This window comes from Citricoccus nitrophenolicus (genome assembly GCF_047305825.1).
GTDB lineage: Bacteria > Actinomycetota > Actinomycetes > Actinomycetales > Micrococcaceae > Citricoccus > Citricoccus nitrophenolicus.
On sequence record NZ_CP063070.1, the window covers coordinates 874,844 to 898,914 of the forward strand.

27 protein-coding genes are annotated in these 24,071 nt (G+C 69.2%); 13 read left to right on the plus strand and 14 right to left on the minus strand.

What is annotated here, in order from left to right; genetic code table 11:
- Positions 1 to 122: 122 nt before the first annotated feature.
- From IMT31_RS03945 to IMT31_RS03955, 3 genes are read right to left on the minus strand one after another with little or no spacing between them, the layout of a single operon-like run.
- Entirely contained in the window at positions 123 to 704 is a 582-nt protein-coding gene (locus tag IMT31_RS03945) for an AAA family ATPase (RefSeq protein WP_413543825.1), read from the minus strand.
- Positions 701 to 1,003 carry a HigA family addiction module antitoxin gene (locus tag IMT31_RS03950; protein ID WP_345355151.1) on the minus strand — a complete coding sequence of 101 codons (303 nt, stop codon included), beginning with the start codon at positions 1,001 to 1,003 and terminating at the stop codon, positions 701 to 703. Before IMT31_RS03950 ends, IMT31_RS03945 begins: the two co-directional genes overlap by 4 nt.
- Complete coding sequence (locus tag IMT31_RS03955) at positions 990 to 1,271, minus strand: type II toxin-antitoxin system RelE/ParE family toxin (RefSeq protein ID WP_413543826.1); 282 nt, start codon at positions 1,269 to 1,271, stop codon at positions 990 to 992. The genes IMT31_RS03950 and IMT31_RS03955 overlap by 14 nt, the downstream gene beginning before the upstream one ends.
- A 241-nt stretch (positions 1,272 to 1,512) precedes the next feature.
- Here IMT31_RS03955 and IMT31_RS03960 point away from each other — a divergent pair, with 241 nt between their 5' ends.
- Together IMT31_RS03960 and IMT31_RS03965 are read left to right on the plus strand one after the other, a co-directional pair.
- Positions 1,513 to 1,758 carry a hypothetical protein gene (locus tag IMT31_RS03960; protein ID WP_413543827.1) on the plus strand — a complete coding sequence of 82 codons (246 nt, stop codon included), beginning with the start codon at positions 1,513 to 1,515 and terminating at the stop codon, positions 1,756 to 1,758.
- A 418-nt stretch (positions 1,759 to 2,176) separates the two neighbouring features.
- On the plus strand, positions 2,177 to 2,701 hold the full coding sequence (locus IMT31_RS03965) for a GNAT family N-acetyltransferase (protein WP_413543828.1): 525 nt from the start codon (positions 2,177 to 2,179) through the stop codon (positions 2,699 to 2,701).
- Positions 2,702 to 2,814: 113 nt separating this feature from the next.
- Here IMT31_RS03965 and IMT31_RS03970 read toward each other — a convergent pair whose 3' ends face one another.
- From IMT31_RS03970 to ychF, 4 genes are read right to left on the minus strand one after another with little or no spacing between them, the layout of a single operon-like run.
- Entirely contained in the window at positions 2,815 to 3,186 is a 372-nt protein-coding gene (locus tag IMT31_RS03970) for a DUF4440 domain-containing protein (protein ID WP_413543829.1), read from the minus strand.
- Positions 3,183 to 3,485 (minus strand): HigA family addiction module antitoxin, encoded by a 303-nt coding sequence (locus IMT31_RS03975; RefSeq protein WP_413543830.1) that lies wholly within the window; start codon positions 3,483 to 3,485, stop codon positions 3,183 to 3,185. Before IMT31_RS03975 ends, IMT31_RS03970 begins: the two co-directional genes overlap by 4 nt.
- Positions 3,472 to 3,753 (minus strand): type II toxin-antitoxin system RelE/ParE family toxin, encoded by a 282-nt coding sequence (locus IMT31_RS03980; RefSeq protein WP_413543831.1) that lies wholly within the window; start codon positions 3,751 to 3,753, stop codon positions 3,472 to 3,474. Before IMT31_RS03980 ends, IMT31_RS03975 begins: the two co-directional genes overlap by 14 nt.
- Before the next feature lie 33 nt (positions 3,754 to 3,786).
- Positions 3,787 to 4,872: a redox-regulated ATPase YchF gene (gene ychF, locus IMT31_RS03985; RefSeq protein ID WP_413543832.1), complete on the minus strand. Its 1,086-nt coding sequence runs from the start codon at positions 4,870 to 4,872 to the stop codon at positions 3,787 to 3,789.
- A gap of 38 nt (positions 4,873 to 4,910) precedes the next feature.
- Between ychF and IMT31_RS03990 the strand changes: the two genes are divergently transcribed.
- The gene (locus IMT31_RS03990) at positions 4,911 to 5,435 is read left to right on the plus strand and encodes a hypothetical protein (RefSeq protein WP_345358750.1); all 525 of its coding nucleotides are present in this window, start codon (positions 4,911 to 4,913) and stop codon (positions 5,433 to 5,435) included.
- A gap of 140 nt (positions 5,436 to 5,575) precedes the next feature.
- Here IMT31_RS03990 and IMT31_RS03995 read toward each other — a convergent pair whose 3' ends face one another.
- Positions 5,576 to 7,045, minus strand: coding sequence for an amidase family protein (locus IMT31_RS03995; RefSeq protein WP_413543833.1), 1,470 nt, complete (start codon positions 7,043 to 7,045; stop codon positions 5,576 to 5,578).
- Between the two features lie 96 nt (positions 7,046 to 7,141).
- Between IMT31_RS03995 and IMT31_RS04000 the strand changes: the two genes are divergently transcribed.
- The 4 genes from IMT31_RS04000 to IMT31_RS04015 are packed head-to-tail and all read left to right on the plus strand — an operon-like array spanning position 7,142 to position 10,859.
- Positions 7,142 to 8,128 (plus strand): ABC transporter ATP-binding protein, encoded by a 987-nt coding sequence (locus IMT31_RS04000; RefSeq protein ID WP_413543834.1) that lies wholly within the window; start codon positions 7,142 to 7,144, stop codon positions 8,126 to 8,128.
- A gap of 1 nt (position 8,129) precedes the next feature.
- The gene (locus IMT31_RS04005) at positions 8,130 to 8,960 is read left to right on the plus strand and encodes an ABC transporter permease (protein WP_413543835.1); all 831 of its coding nucleotides are present in this window, start codon (positions 8,130 to 8,132) and stop codon (positions 8,958 to 8,960) included.
- Between the two features lie 49 nt (positions 8,961 to 9,009).
- Positions 9,010 to 10,254, plus strand: coding sequence for a sensor histidine kinase (locus IMT31_RS04010; RefSeq protein WP_413543836.1), 1,245 nt, complete (start codon positions 9,010 to 9,012; stop codon positions 10,252 to 10,254).
- Entirely contained in the window at positions 10,251 to 10,859 is a 609-nt protein-coding gene (locus tag IMT31_RS04015) for a response regulator (protein ID WP_413543837.1), read from the plus strand. The genes IMT31_RS04010 and IMT31_RS04015 overlap by 4 nt, the downstream gene beginning before the upstream one ends.
- 14 nt (positions 10,860 to 10,873) lie before the next feature.
- On the opposite strand, the gene IMT31_RS04020 is transcribed toward IMT31_RS04015, so the two are convergent.
- On the minus strand, positions 10,874 to 12,481 hold the full coding sequence (locus IMT31_RS04020) for an SLC13 family permease (protein ID WP_413543838.1): 1,608 nt from the start codon (positions 12,479 to 12,481) through the stop codon (positions 10,874 to 10,876).
- 154 nt (positions 12,482 to 12,635) lie between these two features.
- Here IMT31_RS04020 and IMT31_RS04025 point away from each other — a divergent pair, with 154 nt between their 5' ends.
- Together IMT31_RS04025 and IMT31_RS04030 are read left to right on the plus strand one after the other, a co-directional pair.
- On the plus strand, positions 12,636 to 13,898 hold the full coding sequence (locus IMT31_RS04025) for a DNA recombination protein RmuC (protein WP_413543839.1): 1,263 nt from the start codon (positions 12,636 to 12,638) through the stop codon (positions 13,896 to 13,898).
- Between the two features lie 177 nt (positions 13,899 to 14,075).
- The gene (locus tag IMT31_RS04030; RefSeq protein WP_413543840.1) at positions 14,076 to 15,749 is read left to right on the plus strand and encodes a DEAD/DEAH box helicase; all 1,674 of its coding nucleotides are present in this window, start codon (positions 14,076 to 14,078) and stop codon (positions 15,747 to 15,749) included.
- A gap of 68 nt (positions 15,750 to 15,817) precedes the next feature.
- Here the strand turns inward: IMT31_RS04030 and IMT31_RS04035 are convergent, their stop codons facing one another.
- From IMT31_RS04035 to IMT31_RS04050, 4 genes are all read right to left on the minus strand, one after another.
- Positions 15,818 to 17,221 (minus strand): GntP family permease, encoded by a 1,404-nt coding sequence (locus IMT31_RS04035; RefSeq protein ID WP_413543841.1) that lies wholly within the window; start codon positions 17,219 to 17,221, stop codon positions 15,818 to 15,820.
- Positions 17,222 to 17,325: 104 nt separating this feature from the next.
- Positions 17,326 to 17,835 carry a gluconokinase gene (locus IMT31_RS04040; protein WP_345358720.1) on the minus strand — a complete coding sequence of 170 codons (510 nt, stop codon included), beginning with the start codon at positions 17,833 to 17,835 and terminating at the stop codon, positions 17,326 to 17,328.
- A complete protein-coding gene (locus IMT31_RS04045) occupies positions 17,835 to 18,893 on the minus strand; it encodes a 4-hydroxy-3-methylbut-2-enyl diphosphate reductase (protein ID WP_345358763.1) in 1,059 nt (352 codons plus the stop codon). The genes IMT31_RS04040 and IMT31_RS04045 overlap by 1 nt, the downstream gene beginning before the upstream one ends.
- 170 nt (positions 18,894 to 19,063) lie before the next feature.
- Positions 19,064 to 20,032 (minus strand): hypothetical protein, encoded by a 969-nt coding sequence (locus IMT31_RS04050; protein ID WP_413543842.1) that lies wholly within the window; start codon positions 20,030 to 20,032, stop codon positions 19,064 to 19,066.
- 61 nt (positions 20,033 to 20,093) lie between these two features.
- On the opposite strand from IMT31_RS04050, the gene xseA reads away from it, so the two are divergent.
- Positions 20,094 to 21,437, plus strand: coding sequence for an exodeoxyribonuclease VII large subunit (gene xseA / locus IMT31_RS04055; protein WP_345358714.1), 1,344 nt, complete (start codon positions 20,094 to 20,096; stop codon positions 21,435 to 21,437).
- Complete coding sequence (locus tag IMT31_RS04060) at positions 21,434 to 21,748, plus strand: exodeoxyribonuclease VII small subunit (RefSeq protein ID WP_345358711.1); 315 nt, start codon at positions 21,434 to 21,436, stop codon at positions 21,746 to 21,748. The genes xseA and IMT31_RS04060 overlap by 4 nt, the downstream gene beginning before the upstream one ends.
- Here the strand turns inward: IMT31_RS04060 and IMT31_RS04065 are convergent.
- On the minus strand, positions 21,745 to 22,314 hold the full coding sequence (locus IMT31_RS04065) for a type 1 glutamine amidotransferase domain-containing protein (RefSeq protein WP_413543843.1): 570 nt from the start codon (positions 22,312 to 22,314) through the stop codon (positions 21,745 to 21,747). The genes IMT31_RS04060 and IMT31_RS04065 overlap by 4 nt on opposite strands.
- Before the next feature lie 215 nt (positions 22,315 to 22,529).
- Between IMT31_RS04065 and IMT31_RS04070 the strand changes: the two genes are divergently transcribed.
- Entirely contained in the window at positions 22,530 to 23,891 is a 1,362-nt protein-coding gene (locus tag IMT31_RS04070) for an OFA family MFS transporter (protein ID WP_345358705.1), read from the plus strand.
- Positions 23,888 to 24,067: an MFS transporter small subunit gene (locus tag IMT31_RS04075; protein WP_345358701.1), complete on the plus strand. Its 180-nt coding sequence runs from the start codon at positions 23,888 to 23,890 to the stop codon at positions 24,065 to 24,067. The genes IMT31_RS04070 and IMT31_RS04075 overlap by 4 nt, the downstream gene beginning before the upstream one ends.
- Positions 24,068 to 24,071 lie beyond the last annotated feature (4 nt).

Consider the following 24,071-nt stretch of genomic DNA (forward strand, 5'->3'; position numbering starts at 1 on the left):
GACAACACTATCGCTTGAGATTGCGCCGTTCCTCCACCAGAGCCCCACGAACCTCCGCACAGGATGCCACCTCTTCCGGCCGGGTACTGCGCGGCGCCATCAAGCACCCAGTGCAGAGACGATCACACGTTGAACCTGAACTCCACCGCGTTCCGGCACTCGGGGCCATCATCGACGCCGCCTGAGGCGAAATCGAGGCGGGAGATGATCGCATCCGCGATCTCGTCCGCGGTCCGGACTGCTGTGTCGATTTCCACCACCGCATCAGACCACGCGGCGTAGCCGGCGCGACGGCGACGGACGTCCGCCCATGCTGGTTCGCCGACGTGGGCGAGACCGCGATCCCTGCTGGAGAGCCGCCGCTCGTGCTCCAGCGCATCGCTGATCACCAGATGCACGAACTCGATACGGGACTCATTGCGCGTCGCCGCACCGCGCCAGGTCTGCCGAGCCTCCTCGCTGTCATTGACCGCATCGACGATGACCGTCTGGCCGAGTCGCAGGTTCAGGTCCGCCATCGTGCCGACCGCCTCGTACGCGGCGACACCGACTTGCCAACCTCGCGGCAGGCCACACGCGAGGATCGACTCCTCGACAGCGTCGATGGACAGGTGCACAGACCCCGTACGCGCCGCGACGACCTCGGCAACGCTGGTCTTCCCGACGCCGGGAAGACCAGAGATCACGATGAGATGCCCTGTCACGCGATCTTCAGCGGGGCGATCGCTGCGATCTGCTCCCCCGCCTGGTCCTCGGCGCGGTCCAACTCGTAGTGGCTCTGCAGGTTGATCCAGAACTCCGCCGAGGTGCCGAAGTACTTCGCAAGTCGCAGCGCAGTATTCGCCGTGATCCCCCGCTTGCCATGCACGATCTCGTTGATCCGTCGCGGCGGCACTCCGATCGACACGGCGAGCTTGTTCTGCGTGATCCCGAAGCCCTCGATGAAGTCCTCCATGAGGACCTCCCCAGGGTGGATCGGGGCGATCTTCTCAGTGGTAGTCAACGATCTCCACCTCCTCTGGTCCAGCGACTGTCCACACGAAGCAAATGCGCCACTGGTCGTTGATCCTGATGCTGTGCTGCCCGGCGCGGTCGCCCTTCAGCGCTTCGAGCCGGTTGCCCGGCGGGACCCGGAGATCCTCGATGGACTCCGCCGATCCCACCTGACGAAGCTTGCGCAGTGCGACTCGATGGATCCGAGGATCGATCGAGCGCACTCGCTCACGACGCCACAATCGTTCGGTGTCCTTGCTCCCGAACGATCTGATCACGAGACCAGGATATAACGACCAGCGTCAATAACGCTAGACGTTAAACCGGAACTCCACCGAGTTCCGGCACCTACGACCATCTGACGATCACAGCGGAAAGTCTGCCTCCGAACTGGCAAGCAAACACTGGCGGAGCACTCCGATCCATTCGTCGAAAGCAGCAAGATGCGTATCGAGGCTCCCCGCGAACAAGTCCTGGCGCTATGATCTGGTTCGTGAGCATTGACGGAAGGGGGCCCGGATGAGTTCTCGTGCTAGTCAACGACGTCGTCTGCTCGACGCGACTTCGGGCGCAATCTTGCTTGGCTTCGTCATGCTCATCCTGGGTACATGGATGCTCGCAGGCGATGTGACGCTGGGATCCATCTCGCTGAGACAGAGCAACTTCTTCGGTGGCGTCGCCCTGGCGGCAGGAGCCCTGCTTCTCGTCGGTGGCGCAATGGCGGCCGTACGGTCCCACAAGCAGAAGCGACAGCGCCGCCAATAGAGCCCGGTGGCCCGCCGCCGCTTCGACTACCACGGCCGACCTCCCCTCCGAGGGCATCGAGGCGGAGCCGTAGACGGCAGCCCCACTCGCAGAGGACCCCCACCCTCTTACGGACAGGACCCCTCTGGCAGGACGGATACGTGGCCGACAAACCGCGACGTAGCACTACTTCTGTCCGCCGCTCCGGCACGCGACGAGACGTTGAACCGGAACTCCACCACGTTCCGGCACGGAGAGCCATGTGTGCTCCACGCTGGGCTCGCTCACACCAGCACCGGCGAGAACGACGGACAAGTTTGTGCACCCGAGAACATCACGACCTGAGGGGCACTGTTCCGCGAAGGGGTCCTCGACCAACGACGCCAGCCACTGTGCCTCCCGATTCGGCCCGCCGACTCATCTGCTTAGACTCTTCAATATGAAGGTGAGGACGTACGACAGCACCGACCGTGAAGCAGTCATCGACCTTGATACAGCAACGCCGCTCACGACGTACGCAGACGTTGAATTCCACAACGGTTCGTTCACCTGGCAAGAGATGACGCTGGCCTTCCCCACCGTCAAGCGACACGATCTGGCTCAGCACTTGGCGGAAGATCCTCCGGGGTGGGACTGTGCATATCTGGCGACGCACAATGATCGGGTCTGCGGATTCGCTGCGTGTACCCTCAGCTCCTGGAACCGACGGCTCTGCCTCCGTCACATGTACGTGGACTCACAGATGCGTGGGCAGGGCATCGGACGAGCACTTCTCAACACGTTGTTCAACGCGCCCGAATCTGCAGACGCGCAACATGTCTGGCTTGAGACACAGGTGGACAACGTACCGGCGATCCGCGCCTACGAAAGCATGGGGTTCCGCATTGTAGGCCTTGATCAAACGCTGTATGGAGATCGCCCCGGCAACGACACTGCGCTCTACATGAGCCGCAGGCTGCGATAGCGCCCGGCAGGCGCGTCATGACGGACGTATGAATAACGAGAAACAAGCTTCGCTCTATACGTTGAACCGGAACTCCACCGCGTTCCGCAGCCGATCAACCTCTGGGCACGCAGTCAGTGGGCGAGAGTCCCTTGGTGGAACACCATGAGCGGACCTTCCGGTCGAATCCTCCATATCGAGGATCGGCGGCTCACTCCACCTCCGAACTCCAACCGGTAGGTCAGCAGCACAACTCCCGGTGCCACGATCTCCGCCTTCTCCTCATCGATGACCGGGGCGGCGTCGCCAGCATCGTCAGAGGTGACGACGCTCAGGATCTCCTGACGCGTCCAATGTGTGCCGGACTGCCCGATCTCGTGAAACTCCGGGGCCAGCAACTCGTCGACAGCGCTCGGTTCAGCACGCACCGCTGGCTCCAGGAGACGACGCTCGGCATCCCAGGCCGCGGCGACAGCCCGACTCCTGCCCGCAGGGCGTGACGTCATGCGGACTGCAGCGGAGCGATCGCGGCGATCTCCTGAGCTACCCGGTCCTCAGCGCGATCGAGGTCGTACTTCGTCTGCAGGTTCAGCCAGAACTGCGACGACGTCCCGAAGTACTTCGCGAGACGAAGCGCCGTGTCCGCGGTGATGGCCCGCTTGCTGTGCACGATCTCGTTGATCCGCCGCGGCGGCACGCCGATCGACACGGCGAGCTTGTTCTGCGTGATCCCGAAGCCCTCGATGAAGTCCTCCATGAGGACCTCCCCAGGGTGGATCGGGGCGATCTTCTCAGTGGTAGTCAACGATCTCCACCTCCTCTGGTCCAGCGACTGTCCACACGAAGCAGATGCGCCACTGGTCGTTGATCCTGATGCTGTGCTGCCCGGCGCGGTCGCCCTTCAGCACTTCGAGCCGGTTGCCCGGCGGGACCCGGAGATCCTCGACGGACTCCGCCGATCCCACCTGACGAAGCTTGCGCAGTGCGACTCGATGGATCCGAGGATCGATCGAGCGCACTCGCTCACGACGCCACAATCGTTCGGTGTCCTTGCTCCCGAACGATCTGATCACGAGACCAGGATATAACGACCAGCGTCAATAACGCTAGACGTTAAACCGGAACTCCACCACGTCGCCGTCCTGCATGACGTACTCCTTGCCCTCCATCCGGACCTTGCCGGCGGCCTTGGCATCGGCCATGGATCCAGCGGCCATCAGGTCGTCGAAGGAGATGATCTCGGCCTTGATGAAGCCGCGTTCGAAGTCGGTGTGGATCACGCCGGCAGCCTTCGGGGCGGTGTCGCCCTTGTTGATGGTCCAGGCGCGGGCCTCCTTGGGGCCGGCGGTCAGGTAGGTCTGCAGGCCCAGGGTGTGGAAGCCGGTGCGGGCCAGCTGGTCCAGGCCGGACTCCTCCTGGCCGTTCATCTCCAGCATCTCCCGGGCCTCCTCCTCGTCCAGTTCCACGAGGTCGGACTCGAGCTTGGCGTCCAGGAAGACGGCGTCGGCCGGGGCCACCAGATCGCGCAGTTCCTGCTGCTTGGCAGCGTCACCCAGCACGCCGTCGTCGGCATTGAAGACGTAGATGAAGGGCTTGGCGGTCAACAGGCTGACCTCGCGCAGCCGCTCCATGTCCAGGCCCTCGGACTTGATCGCGGAGAAGATGGTGTCGCCGCGCTCGAGCACGGTCTGCGCGGCCTTCAGGGCCTCGAGCTCGGCAGCCTCACGCTTCTTGCCCTTGACCTCCTTCTCGACGCGCGGGATCGCCTTCTCGAGCGTCTGCAGGTCCGCGAGGATCAGCTCGGTGTTGATGGTCTCCATGTCCGAAGCCGGGTTGACCGCACCGTCCACGTGGACGACGTCAGGGTCATCGAAGGCACGCACCACCTGCGCGATCGCATGGGACTCCCGGATGTTCGCCAGGAACTGATTGCCCAGCCCCTCCCCCTCGGAGGCGCCCTTGACGATCCCGGCGATGTCCACGAAGGAGACCGTGGCCGGCAGGAGCTTCTGGGACCCGAAGATCTCCGCGAGCTTCTCAAGCCGGGAGTCCGGCAGGTTCACCACCCCGACGTTCGGCTCGATCGTGGCGAACGGGTAGTTCGCTGCGAGCACGGTCTGGCGGGTGAGTGCGTTGAAGAGCGTGGACTTGCCAACATTGGGCAGGCCGACGATTCCGATAGTAAGAGCCACGGTTGTCCATGCTACCGGTGACGGATAGCGTCGGGGACGTGAGTGAACAACCAGACCAGCCCACCAGCCCATCCACCGACCCGGCCGCCGTCGCCGGCACCGAGCAGGAGGCCGACGCGAATCTCGTGGCCGCCGGCACCGAGCTGCCGGAGGGGCAGCCCCAGCCTCCGTCCGAGCGCATCTCCCCCCTGGTCTTCCTGGCCATCGAGCAGGCCCTGGAGTTCGCCACTGAGGCGGGCGACTCGGTGGTGCCCTTCCTCCTGGGGTACATCGACGAGGAGCAGAAGGGCATGTGGAAGCTGCCCGGCGCGGACGAGGACCAGATGCGCGCCCAGATCGGCCAGTTGGAGCCGCGCCCCGAGATGGCCGTCTCCGTGTTCGACGCCCGGCTCGAGGTGGAGGGCCAGCCGCACGATGCCTTCGTGCTGGAGGCCTTCGACAACGCCGAGCAGTCCTCGGCCACCGTCATCCAGCTGTACTCGCCGGCCGGCGAGGGCGCCGAGGCGGAGGCTGTGGGCTCCCCGCAGCTGTTCTCCAACGGGGAGAACGTCCTGCGCGCCTGATCCCCTGTGTTGAACCCCTGTGTTGAGTGGTCAGTTGCCGTGCCGATTGCTCACGCGTTCGGCACAGCAACTGACCACCCACAGCAACTGACCACCCACGGCGTGGTGACGGGCCCTGGTGGTCTGAGGTGCAGTGACCCTCAGACCGCCGGGGCCCGCTCCGCGTGGCGGGTGGCCTCGTCATAGGCCCGGGCCACCCGCAACAGGTCCACGTCCCGCCCGGGTGCTCCCACAAACTGCAGCCCCACGGGCAGACCGGCCGCGGTGAAGCCGCCCGGTACCGAGATCGCCGGGCAGCCCGTGGCGGAGATCAGGGTGGCCGAGCGCATCCACTCGACGTAGGTGCCCATCCGCTCCCCCGCCACCTCTTGCGGCCAGGTCCATTCGGCGGGGAACGGCACCAGCTGGGTGGTCGGGGCCAGCAACACGTCATACCCGGTACCCCCCTTCGCTCCCCCGCCGCTCGGATCGGCGCCATCCGTCCCGAAAAACCGGCCGATCTCCTGGTCCAACCGGCCCCGGGCCACGGCCACCTCCATCAGGTCTTCCGCCGTCAGCGCCACACCGCGCTCCACGTTCCAGATCACCTCGTCCTTCACCTGCCCGGGATGTCCGGCCACCACCTCCCGCAGGCTCAACGCCATGTCAAAGGCCCGCGTCGCCTCGAACACGCGGTCCGCGTCCCGCAACCGGGGGCACGCCGGCACCACGCTCGCACCCAGTTCGGCCAGCACCTCGGCCTCACGGAGCACGACGCCGGCCACCTCGCCCTCCACGGGCACGTCCAGTCCGAAGTCGGTCGTCACCGCCACGCGCACTCCGGCCAGCGGCCGGCCCACCTCCTCGGCGAGCAGCGAGGAGAAGGCCCCGGCCAGCGTCGGGCACCACACCGGTGACCGGGAATCCGGGCCGGCGATGACGGACATCGCGAGGATGACGTCCTCCACGGAGCGGGCCATGGCCCCCTTCTGACCCAGCCAGGCGCGCGGGTCCCGGCCCGGGACGTTGGGGACCACACCAGGGCTGGCCCGGAAGCCGACGACATTGTTGAACGCCGCCGGATTGCGCAGGGAACCTCCCATGTCCGAGCCGTCCGCGAGCGGCTGGATGCGCGTGGCCAGGGTGACCGCCGCACCTCCGGAGGAGCCCCCCGCACTGCGGCTGAGGTCATAGGGGTTGAGCGTGGTGCCGAAGACCTCGTTGTAGGTGTGGGATCCGGCGGCGAACTCCGGGACGTTGTTCTTGCCGGTGGAGATGACTCCGGCGCGCTGGAACCGTTCGATCACCACGTCAGTGTCCCGAGGCACCAGATCCGCGAAGATCGGCGAGCCGGAGGTCGTGCGGATGCCGGCCGTCGCGTGGGTGTCCTTGTGCGTCATGGGGATCCCGTGCATCGGCGGAAGGTCCTCCGGAGCGGTGACGGCGGCGTGCTCGTCGGCCGCGAGCGCCTGGGCGTGGGCCTGCTCGCGGACCTGGGTGACCACGGCATTGACGGTGGGGTTCACGGCGTCGATGCGCGCGAAATGCGCCTCGAGGACCTCCCGGGCGGAGATCCGGCGGTGGCGTAGGGCGGCGGCGAGGTCACGAGCGGAGAGGGACAACGGGTCCATGGTCGAAGTCTAGAGTCCGGCCCCATGACGGATGTCATGCGCAGGAGGTGACGCTCGGCAGATCCGCCGGAGTCCCCCGCCGAACAGACTGGGGTCATGAACTCCACCGCACCGTCCACCTCGGTCTCCGTACTCGCCGAACCCATCTCCGGCTCGGCCCCCTTCGCCCTGCGTGCCTCCGAGGTCCGCAAGCAGTTCGGCAGCGGCGCCTCCGCCGTGCACGCCGTCAAGGGGATGGACCTCGAGATCCATCGCGGCGAGATCGTGGCCCTGCTCGGCCCCAACGGTGCCGGCAAGACCACCTTCCTGGACCTGGTGCTCGGGTTCGCCGCTCCCTCCTCCGGCTCCCTGTCCGTCCTCGGGACCACACCGAGGCAGGCCGTGCTGGACGGACGCGTCGGGGCGGTGCTGCAGACCGGTGGACTGCTCCACGACCTCACCGTCCGGGAGACGGTGTCCATGGTCGCCGCCTGCCACGCCCGTCACCTGCCGGTGGCCACGGCCCTCGAACGCGCCGGGGCGGCCGCCATTGCCTCCCGCAAGGTCCGCAAGTGCTCCGGCGGCGAGCAGCAGCGCCTGCGCTTCGCCCTGGCGTTGCTGACCGAGCCGGACCTGTTGCTGCTGGACGAGCCGACGGCGGGCATGGACGTGCGGGCCCGCAAGGAGTTCTGGGAGACCATGCAGCTCGAGTCCGAGCGCGGCCGCACGGTGGTGTTCGCCACCCACTTCCTCCAGGAGGCCTCGGACTTCGCCGACCGGATCGTGCTGATGCGCGCAGGCCGGAAGGTCGTGGACGGCCCCGTGGACGAGGTCACCAACACCGGCCACCGCACGGTGTCCGCCCTCTGGGACGGCCCGGGCACCCCCGAGGAGGCCGCCGTGAAGCTGGGCCTGCCCGGGGACCTCACCCACCAGAACGGCCGGGTGCGGTTCACGGCTCAGGACACGGACCGCCTGGCCCATTTCCTCCTGGCGGGCGGCCTGGCCCACGACCTCACCATCACGGCCGCCTCCCTGGACGAGGTCTTCCTCGACCTCACCGCAGACGCAGCGGTTGCTCCCGCTTCCCCGAAGGGACACTGACATGACCACCATCACCCCACCCGCCAGCGGACACACCACGGCGCGGACGAAGTCCACCGTCCGCATCATCACGGCCTTCGCCGGCTGGGAGTTCCTGCGCAATGTGCGGATGATCGAGTCCACGTTCTTCATCGTGGTGCTGCCCGCCGTGCTCTACGTGATGTTCGGGGCGCTGTCCTCGTTCGGCGACATCCCGGCCGGCCACGGCAATGTCTCCGCGTACAACATGACTGCCATGACCGTCTACGGCGCCACCATGGCCACGAGCGTGATCGCCGGCTCGGCCGCCCTGGAGCGGCAACAGGGCTGGGGCCGCCAACTCGGTCTGACAGGACTGACCGGCTCCGGCTACATGATCGGCAAGGTCCTCGTGGCCTTGGGCATCGCGGTCATGCCGATCGTTGTGGTCTTCGGAGTCGGAGCCCTGACCGGCGCCCGGTTCGACGAGGCCTGGATGTGGCCGGCCTCCGGGGCCCTGGCCCTGCTGGGCGCCGTGCCGTTCGCCCTGTACGGGCTGGCCGCCGCCCTGCTCTTCCGCTCAGAGGCGGCCGTGTCCGCGGCCTCCGGCATCCTCGTGGTGCTCGCCTTCTTCGGCAACCTGTTCATGCCGCTCTCGGGGACCCTGCTGGAGATCGCCCGGTTCACACCGATCTACGGCATCGCGGCCCTGACCCGGTGGCCGCAGCTGGAGGGCACCGTCATCAGCATGGAGGACGGCGGCGCCCCACTCAGCGACCCACTGTGGGCCGTCGTGCTAAACGTAGTGGCATGGACCGTCATCTTCGCCGTGATCTGCCTGATCGCCTCGCGCCGCACCACCCGGCGCGGTTGAGGACGCGGCTGAGGACGAGGTTGAGGGCACGGCTGAGGATGGAGTCGAGGTGACGGAGCCCCGGACCGGCCCAGAGCCCTCCACGGCCACCGTCTCTGCCGGAAGCACCGGAGCCTACGGCCCCGGGGAGTGGCCGGAGGTCCCCCTCAAGCCCGAGGAGCGGGCCCCCGTCCTGATCACGGCGGGGGTCTGGCTGGTCTTCCTCGTGCTCCCCCTGGTGTCCATGGTCACCGGGGAGGCCCCGCTCGGAGCCAAGGTCCTGGGTTACGCCGGCCTCGCCGCCTTCGTGATCGTCTACCTGGGGCATTTCATCCTGCCGTGGCCCTGGCGTTCCCTGCCCCACTGGGCCAACACCGCCGCCGCCACGGTGCTGTTGGTCCTCTGCGTCCTCGCCACGATCCCGGCCGCGGGCCTGAACTCCTTCAATTTCCTGCCGTTCACCCTGGCCATCTGGATCTTCCCGCACCGCCTGAAGATCGGTCTTCCCGTGGCCTTCGGCCTGTCCGCGGCATGGCTGTCCGCCGCCCTCCTGGTGGACGCCGGGGACAGCCAGTTCTGGCTGATCGTCCCCACGAGCCTGGCCCTGGTGATCATGCTCGCGCTGCGGCTGGCCATGGAGCGCGAGGAGCGTTCCCGCGTCCTCAGCGAGGAGCTCGCCCTCTCCCGCCAGCGCGAGCAGGTGGGACGGGATGTCCACGACGTCCTGGGCCACTCCCTCACCGTCATCACCCTGAAGACCGAGCTGGCCCGGCGGCTCGTGGACACCGATCCAGGGCGTGCCCAGACCGAGCTCGATGAGGTCCTGGCGATCGCCCGCCAGTCCCTGGCCGAGGTCCGCAACACCGTCGGCGGACTCCACGTGCCAGAGTTGGGTGCCCAGCTCGCCTCGGTTCGCACCGCGCTGGATGCCGCCGGGATCACGGCACACCTTCCCAGCCCCGCGACGGCCGCGGAACTGCCGGGCGACCGCCGCGAGCTCTTCGCCTGGTGCCTGCGAGAGGCCGTCACCAACGTGATCCGCCATGCGGACGCCGCCCACTGCACCGTCACCATCACGGCGGACCGGCTCGTGGTGCGCGACGACGGCCGGGGCCTTCCCGGCCGCGACCCGGAGGTGACGGGGCCGGGTTCGGCACCCGGGCCGACGTCGGACATCTCACCGGTGACACCCGGTTCGGGGGCCGGACTGCGCGGCATGCGCCATCGCGTCACGGAGGCCGGTGGCCTCCTGAGCGTACGGCCGGCCCAGCGAGGCGGGGACCGCCCCGGCACGATCGTGGAGGTGATCCTATGAGCATCCGATTGCTGTTGGCGGACGATCAGGCCCTGGTGCGTGGCGCCCTGGCCGCCCTACTGGCCCTGGAACCAGACCTCGAGGTGGTGGCCGAGCTCGGCGACGGCACGGCGGTGGCCGCCACCGTGGCCGAACACCGCGTGGACGTGGCCCTGCTGGACATCGACATGCCGGGACTGGACGGGATCGAGGCGGCGCGGGCCATCGCGGCGGGCGGGACGGGATGCCGTTCCCTGATCGTCACCACCTTCGGCCGCCCCGGCTACCTCCGCCGGGCGCTGGAGGCCGGGGCCAGCGGCTTCGTGGTCAAGGACACCCCCGCGGGCCAGCTCGCGGAAGCCGTGCGCTCGGTGCACGCCGGGAACCGGGTGGTGGACCCCTCACTGGCAGCCGAGACCCTGGTCTCCGGCACGAACCCGCTGACGGACCGTGAACGGGAGGTCCTGCGCGCAGCCCAGGGCGGCTCCAGCGTGCGGCAGATCGCCGCCACCCTGTTCCTCTCCCCCGGCACGGTACGCAACCACCTGTCCTCCGCGATCGGCAAGACCCATACCGCCAACCGCACCGAGGCCGCCCTGACGGCGCGGGACCGCGGCTGGCTATAGGCCGGCACGCCGCATCAGAACACCAGGCTGAACGCCCAGACGCCGAGGGTCATGGTGGTCAGCGTGATCAACACGATGCCGATGAGGTTCAGGTACAACCCGCCCTTGATCATCTGCCCGATCGTCACATAGCCGGAGCCGAACGCGATCGCGTTCGGTGGGGTGGCCACCGGCAGCATGAAGGCGCACGTGGCCGCCAGCGCCACCGGGATGGCGAGCATCATCGGATCGACCCCCACGCCGATCGCCACGCCACCGGCCACAGGCAGGAAGGTGGCCGCCGTCGCGGTGTTCGAGGTCAGCTCCGTCAGGAAGAGGATCGCCATGGCCATGATGGCCACGAGCAGCCAGATCGGAATCCCGGACAACCCGGAGACCTGCTCGCCGATCCAGTCCGCGAGCCCGGAGTCGCTGAACTGCGCCGAGAGGGCCAGCCCGCCGCCGAACAGCAGCAACACCCCCCACGGCAGTTTCACGGCCGAGTCCCAGTCGAGCAGCCGGACGCCGCGCGCGGCCCCCGCCGGCAGCAGGAACAGCAGCAGGGCGGCCACCATGGCGATTCCGGCATCGCTGATCAGCCCGTCGAAGGCCAGCGGGATGGTGATCCACGAGACGGCGGCCAGGACGAAGATCGCCAGGACGCGGATCTCCCCGGAGTTCATCGGTCCCAGCTTGGACAGCTCCTCGTTGATGAGTTTGCGCCCTCCCGGGATCTCCGTGATCTCCGCCTTGAAGAGGACGCGGGTCAGGAGGAACCACACGATCACCAGCATGACCAGTGAGAGGGGCAGCCCGACGAGCATCCACTGCCCGAAGCCGATGGTCACCCCGTGCGCATCCGCCATGTAGCCGGCCAGGAGGGCGTTCGGCGGTGTGCCGATCAGGGTGCCGAGCGAGCCCACGGAGGCGGCATAGGCGATGCCCAGCATCAGGGCGGTGCCGAAATTGGACTTGATGACGGCCTCTTTGACGTCACCAGAGTTCGGATCCGAGGACTCCTGCACCGGATTGGACTTGTCCGCCGCGACCACGAGGGTCAGCACGGAGACACCGATCGGGATCATCATGACCGCGGTGGCCGTGTTGGACACCCACATGGACAGGAACCCGGTGGCGATCATGAACCCGGCCACCACACCGCCCGGTCTGGTGCCCATCGCCCGGACGGTCACCAGGGCGATGCGCCGGTGCAGGTCCCAGCGCTGCATGGCCAGCGCCAGGATGAACCCGCCCATGAACAGGAAGATGATGTCGTTGCCGTAGGAGGCCCCGACGTCCTTGATGTCGATCTCCACGCCCAGCACGGGAAAGGCAATCAGGGGAATCAACGAGGTGGCGGGGATGGGGATGGCCTCGGTCATCCACCAGACCGCCATCAGCACGGCGACGGCGGCCGTCACCCGCGCGTTGTGCTCCACGTCCGCGGGCATCACCAGGAACACGAGGACGGCGAGGGCCAGCCCGACACCGAAGCCGACCCAGCGCCGCCGATGCCGGCTACGTTCCTCGGCCGGGGCCCGCTCCCCCGGTGACCGGTGGTCCACGGGCGGATCCTGTGCCGGCTCGTTCGTCGGTTGCTGCTCGGTGGTCTTCGAAGGTGTCTGTCCCGAGGTGTCGGACATGGTGGACCGTCCTTTCTTGGCCTGTCGTGACCTGGTCAGGCCGCCGGTGGCCCATCTCACACTAGATCCTCTGTCAGGTCCAGATCGATGGTTGGTCCGCTGACGGCGGCGGGGCGCGGCCTACCGTGTCCGGCGCCTTTGGCAGGCTGGGGGTATGGAGACTTCTGCAGTGGTGTTGGTGGCCGTCGTGTGCGTGTTGGCGGGGCTCGTGGTGGGCGCCGTGTTCGGGGCGTGGCTGGTCTGGTCGCGGTACCGGGGCACGTGGCAGGACGCAGCCGGAACGGCCCGCGAGCAGGCCGACTCCTCCCGCCGGGAACTGGCCGAGACGCAGGCCGCCCTGGCCGCAGCCGAGGCCGAGAGCCGGGTGCTGGCCGCCGAACGCACGGCGGACCGGGACCGCGCCGCCGCCGAGTCCACCGTGCTGAAGGCGCTGGCCCCGGTGGGCCAGCGCCTGGAGAGCCTGCAGCGCCAGGTGGGGACGCTGGAGCGGGACCGTGTGGAGCAGTACGGGCAACTGTCCGAGCAGCTCAAGACCGCGGCCGCCACGGACACCGCGCTGCTGGTCAATACGCGCTCGCTCGTGGCCACCCTGAAGTCCACCTCGGCACGGGGCCACTGGGGTGAGGTCCAGCTGCGACGCGTGGTGGAGGCCGCCGGCATGCTGGCGCACACCGACTTCTCGGAGCAGGAGGTGCTGCGCGGTGAGGAAGGCCGCATCCTGCGCCCCGACCTGGTGGTCCAGTTGCCCGGTGGGAAGTTCCTTGCCGTGGACGCCAAGGTGCCGCTGTCCGCCGTCCTGGAGGCGGAGGACCTGGCCGGTGATGTGACCGCGGAAGCCGCCGCCCGGCGTGCTGAGCTGCAACAGGCTCACGCCAAGGCCGTCCGCGCCCACGTGGATGCGCTGTCCGCCAAGGAGTACTGGCAGGGATTGGCGGACTCCCCCGAGCTGGTGGTCTGCTTCCTGCCAGCCGAGTCATTCCTGGCTGCGGCTCTGGAGTCCGATCCGGGCCTCCTGGACCACGCCTTCTCGAAGAACGTGGCCCTGGTGGCCCCCGTGTCCCTGCTGGCGGCGCTGAAGTCCGTGGCCTACTCCTGGCGGCAGGAGACCCTGACAGACAACGCCCGGGAACTCTTCGTGGCCGCACAGCAGCTGTACCAGCGGCTCGGCACCCTCGGCGGGCACGTCACCAAGCTGGGTGGTTCCCTGAAATCCGCGGTCGAGAAGTACAACGCCATGGTCGGCACCCTCGAGTCCCGGGTGCTGCCCTCGGCACGGCGCATCGGCGAGCTGGATCCGAGCAACGGCGAGCACCTGACGCCGATCAGCCCGGTGGAGTCCACGCCGCGCGTCCTCTCCGCGGCCGAGCTCCTGGACGGGGAATCGGCCGGGGACCGCGGCACTCCGCCGATGCCGTAGACTGGTCGGTAGCCAACCGGGCGGGTACCTTCCTGCCCGGTGCCGGCCAGCACCGCGTTGAGTGGCTCTTGTGATGCCGCCCCGCCAGTGCCAGGGCCGGGTCTTTCTTCCACCCGGACGGATTCTCACTTCGTGACTTCTCTTCAGTCTGCCGCCATTTCCGGCGGCTCTTCCACCATGCCCACTTCCTCCTCGGAATTCACCGAGCTCGGGGTGCCCGCCGGCCTGGCCGCCGCGCTCGCCCCGCAGGGCATCACCACCCCCACCCCGATCCAGAAGGCCACCCTTCCGGACTCGCTGACCGGCCGTGACGTGCTCGGCCGCGGCCGGACCGGCTCCGGCAAGTCCTACGCCTTCCTGCTGCCGCTGGCCGCCCGGTTGGATGACGGCCGCAGGGCCCAGGCCCGCCGGCCACGCTCCCTCGTGCTGGCCCCCACCCGCGAGCTGGCACTCCAGCTCGAGGACTCCTTCAAGCCCCTGGCCGCCGCCACCGGGCTGGTCTCGCACACCATCTTCGGCGGCGTGGGCCAGAACCCGCAGGTCAAGGCGCTGGCGCGTGGCGTGGACGCCCTGGTGGCCTGCCCGGGCCGCCTGCTCGACCTCATGGGTCAGGGCCACGTGGACCTGTCCGGTGTGGAGATCCTCGTCATCGACGAGGCCGACCACATGGCGGACATGGGCTTCCTGCCGATGGTCCGCCGCATCCTGGACCAGGTGCCCACCGAGGCCCAGAAGATGCTCTTCTCCGCCACCCTGGACGAGGGCGTCGGCGTGCTGGTCAAGAAGTACCTCAAGAACCCCGTGGTGCACGAGGCCGATTCGGCCGTCTCCCCCGTCTCCAAGATGGATCACCACGTGGTCTCCGTGGACGGCGATGACAAGCTCGGCACCCTGGCGAACCTGTGTGCGGCCCCGGGCCGGACCATCGTGTTCACCCGCACCAAGTACGGCGCCAAGAAGGCCGCCAAGCAGCTGCGTCAGCGCGGCGTCACCGCCCTGGAGCTGCACGGCAACCTCTCCCAGAACGCCCGCACCCGGAACCTGGACGCCTTCCACAACGGCTCCGCCGGCACCCTGGTGGCCACGGACATCGCCGCCCGCGGCATCCACGTGGATGACGTCTCCCTGGTGATCCACTCCGATCCGCCCACCGAGCACAAGGCATACCTGCACCGTTCGGGCCGCACCGCCCGCGCGGGCCAGGCCGGCACCGTGGTGACGCTGGCAGGACGCGAGCAGCGCAACGAGGTCCGCACCCTGATGCGGGCCGCCAAGATCACCCCCACCGTGCACGCAGACGGTGCGGACGCCTCCCTGCTGGAGACGCTGGCTCCCGGGGAACGCGTCTTCCTGGAGACCGCCGAGCTCGAGAAGCTGCTGGCCGTCTCCACCCCCACCACCCAGCAGTCCGCCCAGGGCGGCGGCAACGGGCGCGGGAACGGCGGCGGTTCCGGCGGCCGCTCCGGTGGCCAGGGCGGCAACGGCGCCGGGCGCTCCGGCGGGCGCAACGGCAGCCGTGGGGGCCGCGGCTCCCGCTCCGGTTCGCCGTCGGGTTCCCCTCAGGAGCGCACCGGCAACGGTGGCGGTCAGGGTAGTCAGGGCGGCCAGGGCGGTCAGGGCAGTCGCGGTGCCGGGCGTTCCGGGAACCGCCGCGCGGGCACCTCGGCCGGCGCGCCGTCGCAGGGCGGGCGGGTCTACTCCTCCGAGTCCGGCGGGCGCAACACCGACTTCCGCCAGGGCCAGGACGATGAGGGCCGCCGGGGTGGCCGCGGCGGCAACGGTGGCTCCGGCCGCACCCGCAACGGCCGCAGCCGCCGCGCCTCCAGCGGCCAGGGCTCGCCCCGCGGCTGATCACAGCACAGCACCACACAGAACACCCCCGCCTCCAGTGGCGGGGGTGTTCTGCTGAGTCCGTCCGGTCAGCCCAGAGCGCCGGCCAGTGCGAAGGCCACGCAGGCGATGGCGAAGCCCATCACGCCGATGAGCGTCTCGAGTACCGTCCAGGTCTTCAGGGTGGTCTTGACGTCCATGTTGAAGAAGCGTCCCACCAGCCAGAAGCCGGAGTCGTTCACGTGGGAGGCCACCACGGAGCCGGCGGCCACGGCGATGACCATGGCGGCCACCTGGACCGGGTTGTAGTCCGCGGCGGCCACACCCGCACTGACCAGTCCGGCGGCGGTGGTCAGGGCCACGGTGGCCGAACCCTGGGCGATGCGCAGCACCGCCGCAATGAGGAAGCCGGCCAGAATCAGCGGCACCCCGAGGTCGGACAGGGACTCCTCCAGGGCGCCGCCGATCCCGGAGGCGCGCAGCACCGAGCCGAACATGCCACCGGCGCCAGTGACGAGGATGACCGAGCACACCGGGCCCAGGGCGCCCTCGAAGACCTTCTCGATGACGGACTTCTCGGTACCCCGGGCGGTGCCCAGTGCCACCGAGGCCACCAACAGGGTGATCAGCAGGGCCACCGGGGTCTCGCCGAGGGTGCGCAGGACCTGGAACCAGGTGGACTCCCCCACGCTCTCCTCGAGGACTCCCCCGCGGGCCAGGGTGTCCAGGCCCGTGTTGAAGAAGATCAACACCATGGGCAGCAGCAGCACGAGCACCACCACGGCGAAGCGCGGCGGGTTCTTCTCCTGCGCCTCATCCGCCTGCCCCAGGATGGAGGGCACCGGCAGCTGCCACTTCTTCCCGGCCCAGCGGCCGAAGAGGTAGCTGGTCACGTACCAGGTGGGGATGGCCGCCACGAGGCCGAGCAGCATGACAAGCCCCACGTTGGCCTCGAAGAACGCCGCCGCGGACACCGGTCCCGGGTGTGGGGGCAGGTAGATGTGCATGACGGAGAACGCGCCGGCCACCGGCAGTCCGTAGGTCAGGACCGATCCGCCCAGCCGGCGGGCCACGGCGAACACCACCGGCAGCATGACCACGAGTCCGGCGTCGAAGAAGATGGGGAATCCGAAGAGCAGCGAGGCCACCCCCAGGGCGAACGGCGCCCGTTTCTCACCGAACCAGCCGATGAGCGTGTCCGCGAGCACCTTGGCGCCGCCGGACATCTCCACGAGCCGGCCGAGCATGGCGCCCAGGCCGACCAGCAGGGCCACAGTGGCCAGGGTGCTGCCGAATCCCTCGGTGGCGGTGGACACCACCAGCTGGGCCGGGATCCCCGCCGCGAAGGCGGTCAGGATGCTGACCAGCACGAGCGCGGGGAACGCGTGCAGCTTCAGGTACATGATGAGGAACAGCAGGACGGCAATGGCAGCGGCGGCGATGCCGAGCAGCGGTCCGGCCCCCAGGACAGGGGTCCAGTCGTCGATGGTCATGGGTGGGCCTTCGGTTCGGCGCGCGCTCCGGAGGCCCGGTCAGGGTGCGGAGCGGCAGCGCGGTGGGTGGAGCCTGCCGGCCCGCGCCCGGCCACGGTCCGGCGCTACAGGCCGGCTACGACGGCCAGGGCCCGTTCGACAAGCTCGTCCACACTACCGGAGTTCTCCAGCACCCAGCCGTCCTCATCCTCCGCGAGCACCTCGAAGGCCGCCATCTGGCTGGGCAGCAACGAGGCCGGCATGAAGTGGTCCGTCCGGGCCTCCATCCGCTCCGTGATGACTGCCGGCTCGGCCAGCACATGCAGGAAGACCACGCGTCCCGCGGCGCCGCGCAACAGGTCACGGTAGGTGCGCTTGAGCGCCGAGCAGGTGGAGACGGTCCCGGCGGCGTTGGCCTCCTGGTCCATCCAGCCGCGCATGGACTCCAGCCAGGGCCAGCGGTCCTCGTCCGTCAGGGGGATGCCGGCGGACATCTTGGCGATGTTCGCCGCGGGGTGGAACTCGTCCGCCTCCGCGTAGGGCCGGCCCAGGTGCGCGGCAAGTCGTTCGGCCAGGACGGTCTTGCCCGAGCCGGAGATTCCCATCAGCACCAGGTGGACCGGTACGGGCCCCATCAACTGGTGCCGTTGCGAGCGTGGCCGCCGAGGGAACGGTCATTGTCCCCGACCTTCTTCATCTCCGCCCGCAGTTCCTTGGGCAGGGAGAAGATGATGTCCTCCTCGGCTGTGACGACCTCCTCCACAGAGCCGTAGCCGTACTCCGAGAGCAGGGTCAGCACGTCCTGCACGAGGACCTCCGGCACGGAGGCCCCCGAGGACAGCCCCACGGTGGCCACGCCCTCGAACCAGGACTCGTCCACCTGGTGGGCGAAGTCCACGCGCTCGGCGCGCTGAGCCCCGTACTCCAGCGCGACCTCCTTCAGGCGCACCGAGTTCGAGGAGTTCGCCGAGCCCACGATGAGCACGAGGTCGCAGGCCGAGGAGATCTTCTTGATGGCGGCCTGGCGGTTGGAGGTGGCATAGCAGATGTCATCTGAGGGCGGGTCCTGCAGGTTCGGGAACCGCTCGCGCAGGATGGCGACGATCTCCAGGGTCTCATCCACGGACAGGGTGGTCTGGGACAGCCAGATCAGGTTGTCCGGGTCCTGGACCTGGACCGTCCGCGCCTCTTCGGGGTTGTTGACGATGGTGGTGTGCTCGGGAGCCTCGCCGTAGGTGCCCTCGACCTCCTCGTGGCCCTCGTGACCGATCAGCAGGATGCTGCGGTCCTGCTTGGCGAAGCGGACGGCCTCGCGGTGCACCTTGGTCACCAGGGGGCACGTGGCGTCAATGGTCTTCAGGCTGCGCTCCGCGGCCTGGGACACCACGGCCGGTGACACCCCGTGGGCGGAGAAGACCGTCAGGGCGCCCTGGGGCACCTCGTCCAGTTCATTGACGAACACCACGCCCTGCGATTCGAGGGTGTCCACCACGTGCCGGTTGTGCACGATCTCCTTGCGCACGTACACGGGCGCCCCATGGTGCTCCAGGGCCTTCTCCACGGCCACCACGGCGCGGTCCACGCCCGCGCAGTAGCCGCGTGGCGCGGCGAGCATGACCTTCTTGTCCCCGGTCACGACGGCGGCGGCCTCCACCTCTTCACGGCTGCGGCGGGCGCGGGGGATGTGGGGCATCCCGACGGCCACGGGGGCGGGGTTGGCAGCGGGGGCTGCGGCAGTGAGGTCTGCGGCAGTGGGGGTCACGGCGGGGGTGGACATATGTTCCATTCTACCGGCGCTGCCGCGACTGGCCACCTGGGGTGAGGCAGCTCTCGATCGCGGCGCGGGCCACGCCGCGCCGGGACTCACCGCCGTGTGCCGGCAGGGCGGGAGCGGCGGCCGGAGAGCAGCACCGTCAGCAGGCCCAGGGCCGCGAGGACCCCGCCGCCCACGATCATCAGGAGGGTGTCCGGCATCGCCTCCTCACGCACCCCCTCCAGCAGGGAGCCGGCCGCGGCCCGCGCGAATCCCTCCAGGTCTGCGGCAGGACCCATCCGGCCCAGGGCCCACCGAGCGGCCACGCCGGCCCCGAGGACGGCGATCCCGCCCACGACCAGCGGGGTGCCCCTGCGGCGCCGTGGAGCGAGCATCAAGGCCAACAGCAGCAGGACCACCGAGGTGCCAGCCATCCACGGCCACCGGTACAGGTTGGCCACGGTCCATACCACGGCCGCCGTGTCCACCGTCTCCGGATCGGGGACGGACAGGTCCACCGAGAGCACCGCGGAGTCCTCCACAGCGGCCTGCAGACCGTCCTGCAGCGCCTGGGACACGGCCTCGCCACCGGGCAGTTCGGAGGCGGACTCGCCCAGACGCTCGATCCCCAGGTCCAGCAGCGGCGCCGTCTGCAGGTGCACGGTCCCGGCATCCTCCGCCGTCCCCTCCGGCCCTTCCCGACCGTCCGCTCCGGCGAGCAGGTCCATGCGGTCCGTCCAGTCCACGCGGGTCTGTTCCAGCGCCGCAGACCAGGCGGCCGGGAAGCGCTCGTCCGTCACCAGCCCACCGGCGGCCTGCTGCACGAGCCCGGCCACCGGGGACTCCAGGAATCCCGGCAGTCCATCCGGCAACCCTTCCCCGACCACCTCGCCCAGCTCGGCGGGCAGAGTCTCACGCAGTCCGGGGTCTTCGGACATCGGCCCGGCGATGCGCTGCAGGGGCTCCGGGGTGTGGACCAGCGCCTCCGCCCGGGCGCCCACCAGGGACAGCGCGGCCAGGAGACCGGCCAGCACGGCCAGCAGGATCGAGAGCGCCGTGCGCATGGTGGCTCCGTTCACGGGGGTTGGGGCCTAGCCTAGGTGGAGACCACCACCCATTCGGCGAGAGGACGCACCGCGCATGGACGAGCAGCCGGCCCCCGGACCCCTCCCGGCCACCGCCGCCGGGACCGCCCCGGACTCCCCCTGGCCGCTGCGCGTGCTCTCGGAGAACCTCAAGAAGTACTTCGAGCGCGCCCCGGAGGCCTGGATCGAGGGCCAGTTGATCGAGTTCAAGGTGATCCGGGGCAACGCCTGGATGACACTGCGGGATCTGGACGCGGACTACTCGCTGCCCGTGACCGCGTGGCGGAACGTGGCCTCCACCCTCGAGGGGACGGTGGAGCAGGGCTCCCGCGTGGTGGCCTGCGTCAAGCCGAGCTTCTACACCAAGACCGGGCGGCTGAACATGATCGCCTCCGCCATGCGGCCCGTGGGGATCGGGGATCTGCTGGCCCGTGTGGAGAAGCTGCGCCGCGCCCTGGAGGCCGAGGGGCTGACCGCCGAGTCGCGCAAGCGGCCACTGCCGGTGCTGCCGCAGCTGATCGGGTTGGTCACCGGCCGGGACTCGGACGCCATGAAGGATGTGATGCGCAACGCGCACCTGCGCTGGCCGGAGGCGAGGTTCGAGGTGCGTGAGGTGGCCGTGCAGGGGGCGAACGCGCCGCGGGAGGTGATGGCCGCCGTCGCCGATCTGGACGCCCACCCGGAGGTGGATGTGATCGTCGTCGCCCGCGGTGGCGGGGCGCTCGAGGAGGTCATCCTGCCGTTCTCCGACGAGGCCCTGGTCCGCGCTGTGGCACAGACCCGGACCCCCGTGGTGTCAGCGATCGGCCACGAGGCGGACCGGCCTGTGCTGGACGACGTGGCGGATGTGCGCGCCTCCACGCCCACCGACGCGGCCAAGCTGATCGTGCCGGACGCCGCCGCCGAACGCGAGGCGATCGGCGGGGCACGGCTACGCCTGGCCTCGGGGGTGGAACGGCTCGTGCAGAACGAGGCCCAGCACCTGACGGCCCTGCGGACCCGGCCGGTGCTGACCCAGCCGGAGCGGATGGTGGACGAGCGCGCTCAGGACCTGGACCGGTTCCGCGAGCGCGCCCGCACCTCCCTGGGTGGCCGGTTGGAACGGGAGCAGGATGCCGTGGGGCACCTGCGCGCCCGGGTGCGGTCCCTGTCACCGCAGAAGACCCTGGACCGCGGCTACGCGGTGGTCCGGCACCACGGCGGCACCGGCGGACCCGGGGTTGCCGGGGACGTGGTGCGCGACGCCGGCCAGGTCGCCGTGGGTGCGCACCTGGACATCCTCGTGGCCTCCGGACGCATCGGTGCCGTGGCCGAGGAGGTCCACGCCGGCGGCGGGATCGGCGGGGCCGAGGCAGAAGAATCAGACCGGAATACCGACCAGAACAGGGAGACTGCATGAGCGGCACCACCCAGGACAACAGTGCGGAGACGGCCGTCGGAGGGTTCTCCTCCGCGGACACCTCAGATGTGGCCCAGATGAGCTATGAGCAGGCCCGGGCCGAGCTCGTGGACACCGTGGGGCGGCTGGAGACCGGCGGCGCCGGGCTCGAGGAGTCCCTGGCCCTCTGGGAGCGGGGCGAGGCGCTGGCTGACCGTTGCGAGGCGTGGTTGGAGGGGGCCCGGGCCAAGCTCGATGAGGTCCGGGCCAAGGTGGCCAGCGCAGATGCCGGCCCAGGTGCCGGCCCCGAGGCCGGCACCGATCGGGGCTAGGCCGTCTGGCCGGCGTGCCGGCCCTCGGCGAACTCCTCGACCATCTTGGCGTTGAAGGCATCCAGGTCTCCCGGATTCCGGCTGGTGGTCAGGCCCTGATCCACCACGACCTCCTCGTCCACCCAGGTGGCCCCGGCGTTCTTCAGGTCCTCGGACAGCGAGTGGTAGCTGGTGAGCCTCCGGTCCCTGATCACGCCGGCGTTGATGAGTGTCCACGGGGCATGGCAGATCGCGGCCACGGGCTTGTGGGCCTCGAAGAAGCCGCGGACGAAGGCCTGGACCCCGGGATCCGCCCGGAGGGCGTCCGCGTTCAGGGTGCCTCCGGGCATCACCAGCCCGTCGAAGTCGGCGGCGGAGACGGAGTCTGCGGCGTGGTCCACCGTGAAGGTGTCCCCGTGCTCCCAGTCTCCGTTCATCGCGGTGATGGTCCCGGTCTCCAGGGAGACGAGCCGGGGCTGTCCGCCGGCGTCCTGGACGGCTTCCCACGGAGAGGTCAGTTCGATCTGCTCCACCCCTCGGGTGGCGAGGAAGGCGATGGTCTGTCCTGCAAGCTCTGGTGTAGTCATGCCCCCACCCTAGGCACCACCCCCCGGGGTGATGGCAAGCCCTGGCCAGTCCAAGACGCCCGACGGGTCGATTGACCTGGAGATAGCCCGGCGATACGCTCATCCGCAGCTGGGCGATCACGCATTCAACCAGCATTCGGCATGCACGTTCATGGCCGGTCGTCCAGTGGGCCCCACTGCCCGGCCGGCGTTCCAGAGGGGGACCGCTCACCACCATGCCCAGCATTCTCGACCGCGAGGCCATCGTCGCCCCGCGCACGTTCAACCGGTGGCTGATCCCCGCCGCCGCGTTGGCCATCCACCTGTGCATCGGCCAGGTCTACGCCTTCAGCGTGTTCAAGATCCCCATGATGGGCCACTTCGGCACGGGTGACGTGGCCGTCGGGTGGATCTTCTCCGTGGCCATTGCCATGCTCGGCCTGTCCGCGGCCTTCGGCGGCACGTGGGTTGAACGCTCCGGCCCGCGCAAGTCCATGGTGGTGGCCGGCACCTTCTGGGTGGTGGGCTTCCTCGTGGCCACCCTCGGCATCGCCACCGGGCAGCTGTGGCTCGTCTACCTCGGCTACGGGGTGATCGGCGGCATCGGCCTGGGCATCGGGTACATCTCCCCCGTGTCCACCCTGATGAAGTGGTTCCCTGACCGCCCGGGACTCGCCACAGGTCTGGCCATCATGGGCTTCGGCGGCGGCGCACTGATCGCCAGCCCCCTGTCCAACAGCCTGATGGCGTTCTTCGGTGGCGGCAACTCACCGGAGCAACTCCAGTCCGGGCTGATGCAGACCTTCCTGACGCTGGCCGTGGTCTACGCCGTGGTGATCGCCCTCGGCGCACTGGTGATCCGCGTGCCACACCCGGAGTGGAAGCCCGCCGGCTGGGACCCGTCCAAGGCAGCCGCGAAGCCCCTGCAGACCACGGCCAACGTCTCCGCCGACTCCTCCCTGAAGACCCCGCAGTTCTGGCTGTTGTGGCTCGTGCTGTTCTGCAATGTGACCGCCGGCATCGGCATCCTCGAGAACGCCGCCCCCATGATTCAGGCCTACTTCGACTGGATCACCCCGGCCGCGGCAGCAGGGTTCGTGGGCCTGCTGTCCATCGCGAACATGGCCGGCCGATTCGTGTGGTCCACCACCTCGGACTACTGGGGCCGGAAGAACAACTACATGATGTACCTCGGCCTCGGGCTGGCCATGTATCTGGTGATCGCCCTGATGGGCGGGGCCAACCTGGTGGTGTTCATCGTCGCCACCATGGTCATCATCTCCTTCTACGGCGGTGGCTTCTCCACCGTCCCCGCCTACCTGAAGGACATGTTCGGTGTGTTCCAGGTCGGGGCCATCCACGGCCGCCTGCTGACGGCCTGGTCCGCGGCCGGGATCGCCGGCCCGTTGATCGTCAACAGCCTGCTCGAGTCCCAGGCCGCCGCGGGCAAGACCGGCGCGGACCTCTACACGCTGTCCCTGTACATCATGGTCGGCCTGCTGGCGGTCGGCTTCATCGCCAACCTGCTGGTCCGTCCGGTCGCCGACAAGCACCACGTCAGCGAGGACCAGATTCGCGAGAAGGAGAACATCTCATGAGCACCTCCCCGCAGCGCCACGCGTCAGATGACGCCCAGGTCTCGGACGGCGTCGCCGCCACCAACGGGACCTACAACGCCGTGGCCGTCTTCCTCGCCCTGATCGTGATCGCCGCCCTCGCCTACGGACTCATCCAGACGGCCATCAAGGCCGCGGCCCTGTTCACGGACCTCTAGCAGG

Bases quoted from the DNA above. Each gene is read 5' to 3' on its own strand.
- IMT31_RS03960 (WP_413543827.1), top strand. From the start codon at position 1,513: ATGAGTTCTCGTGCTAGTCAACGACGTCGTCTGCTCGACGCGACTTCG.
- IMT31_RS03965 (WP_413543828.1), top strand. From the start codon at position 2,177: ATGAAGGTGAGGACGTACGACAGCACCGACCGTGAAGCAGTCATCGAC.
- IMT31_RS03970 (WP_413543829.1), bottom strand. From the start codon at position 3,186: ATGACGTCACGCCCTGCGGGCAGGAGTCGGGCTGTCGCCGCGGCCTGG.
- IMT31_RS03995 (WP_413543833.1), bottom strand. From the start codon at position 7,045: ATGGACCCGTTGTCCCTCTCCGCTCGTGACCTCGCCGCCGCCCTACGC.
- IMT31_RS04000 (WP_413543834.1), top strand. From the start codon at position 7,142: ATGAACTCCACCGCACCGTCCACCTCGGTCTCCGTACTCGCCGAACCC.
- IMT31_RS04005 (WP_413543835.1), top strand. From the start codon at position 8,130: ATGACCACCATCACCCCACCCGCCAGCGGACACACCACGGCGCGGACG.
- IMT31_RS04015 (WP_413543837.1), top strand. From the start codon at position 10,251: ATGAGCATCCGATTGCTGTTGGCGGACGATCAGGCCCTGGTGCGTGGC.
- IMT31_RS04020 (WP_413543838.1), bottom strand. From the start codon at position 12,481: ATGTCCGACACCTCGGGACAGACACCTTCGAAGACCACCGAGCAGCAA.
- IMT31_RS04025 (WP_413543839.1), top strand. From the start codon at position 12,636: ATGGAGACTTCTGCAGTGGTGTTGGTGGCCGTCGTGTGCGTGTTGGCG.
- IMT31_RS04030 (WP_413543840.1), top strand. From the start codon at position 14,076: ATGCCCACTTCCTCCTCGGAATTCACCGAGCTCGGGGTGCCCGCCGGC.
- IMT31_RS04035 (WP_413543841.1), bottom strand. From the start codon at position 17,221: ATGACCATCGACGACTGGACCCCTGTCCTGGGGGCCGGACCGCTGCTC.
- IMT31_RS04040 (WP_345358720.1), bottom strand. From the start codon at position 17,835: ATGGGGCCCGTACCGGTCCACCTGGTGCTGATGGGAATCTCCGGCTCG.
- IMT31_RS04045 (WP_345358763.1), bottom strand. From the start codon at position 18,893: ATGCCCCACATCCCCCGCGCCCGCCGCAGCCGTGAAGAGGTGGAGGCC.
- xseA (WP_345358714.1), top strand. From the start codon at position 20,094: ATGGACGAGCAGCCGGCCCCCGGACCCCTCCCGGCCACCGCCGCCGGG.
- IMT31_RS04060 (WP_345358711.1), top strand. From the start codon at position 21,434: ATGAGCGGCACCACCCAGGACAACAGTGCGGAGACGGCCGTCGGAGGG.
- IMT31_RS04065 (WP_413543843.1), bottom strand. From the start codon at position 22,314: ATGACTACACCAGAGCTTGCAGGACAGACCATCGCCTTCCTCGCCACC.
- IMT31_RS04070 (WP_345358705.1), top strand. From the start codon at position 22,530: ATGCCCAGCATTCTCGACCGCGAGGCCATCGTCGCCCCGCGCACGTTC.
- IMT31_RS04075 (WP_345358701.1), top strand. From the start codon at position 23,888: ATGAGCACCTCCCCGCAGCGCCACGCGTCAGATGACGCCCAGGTCTCG.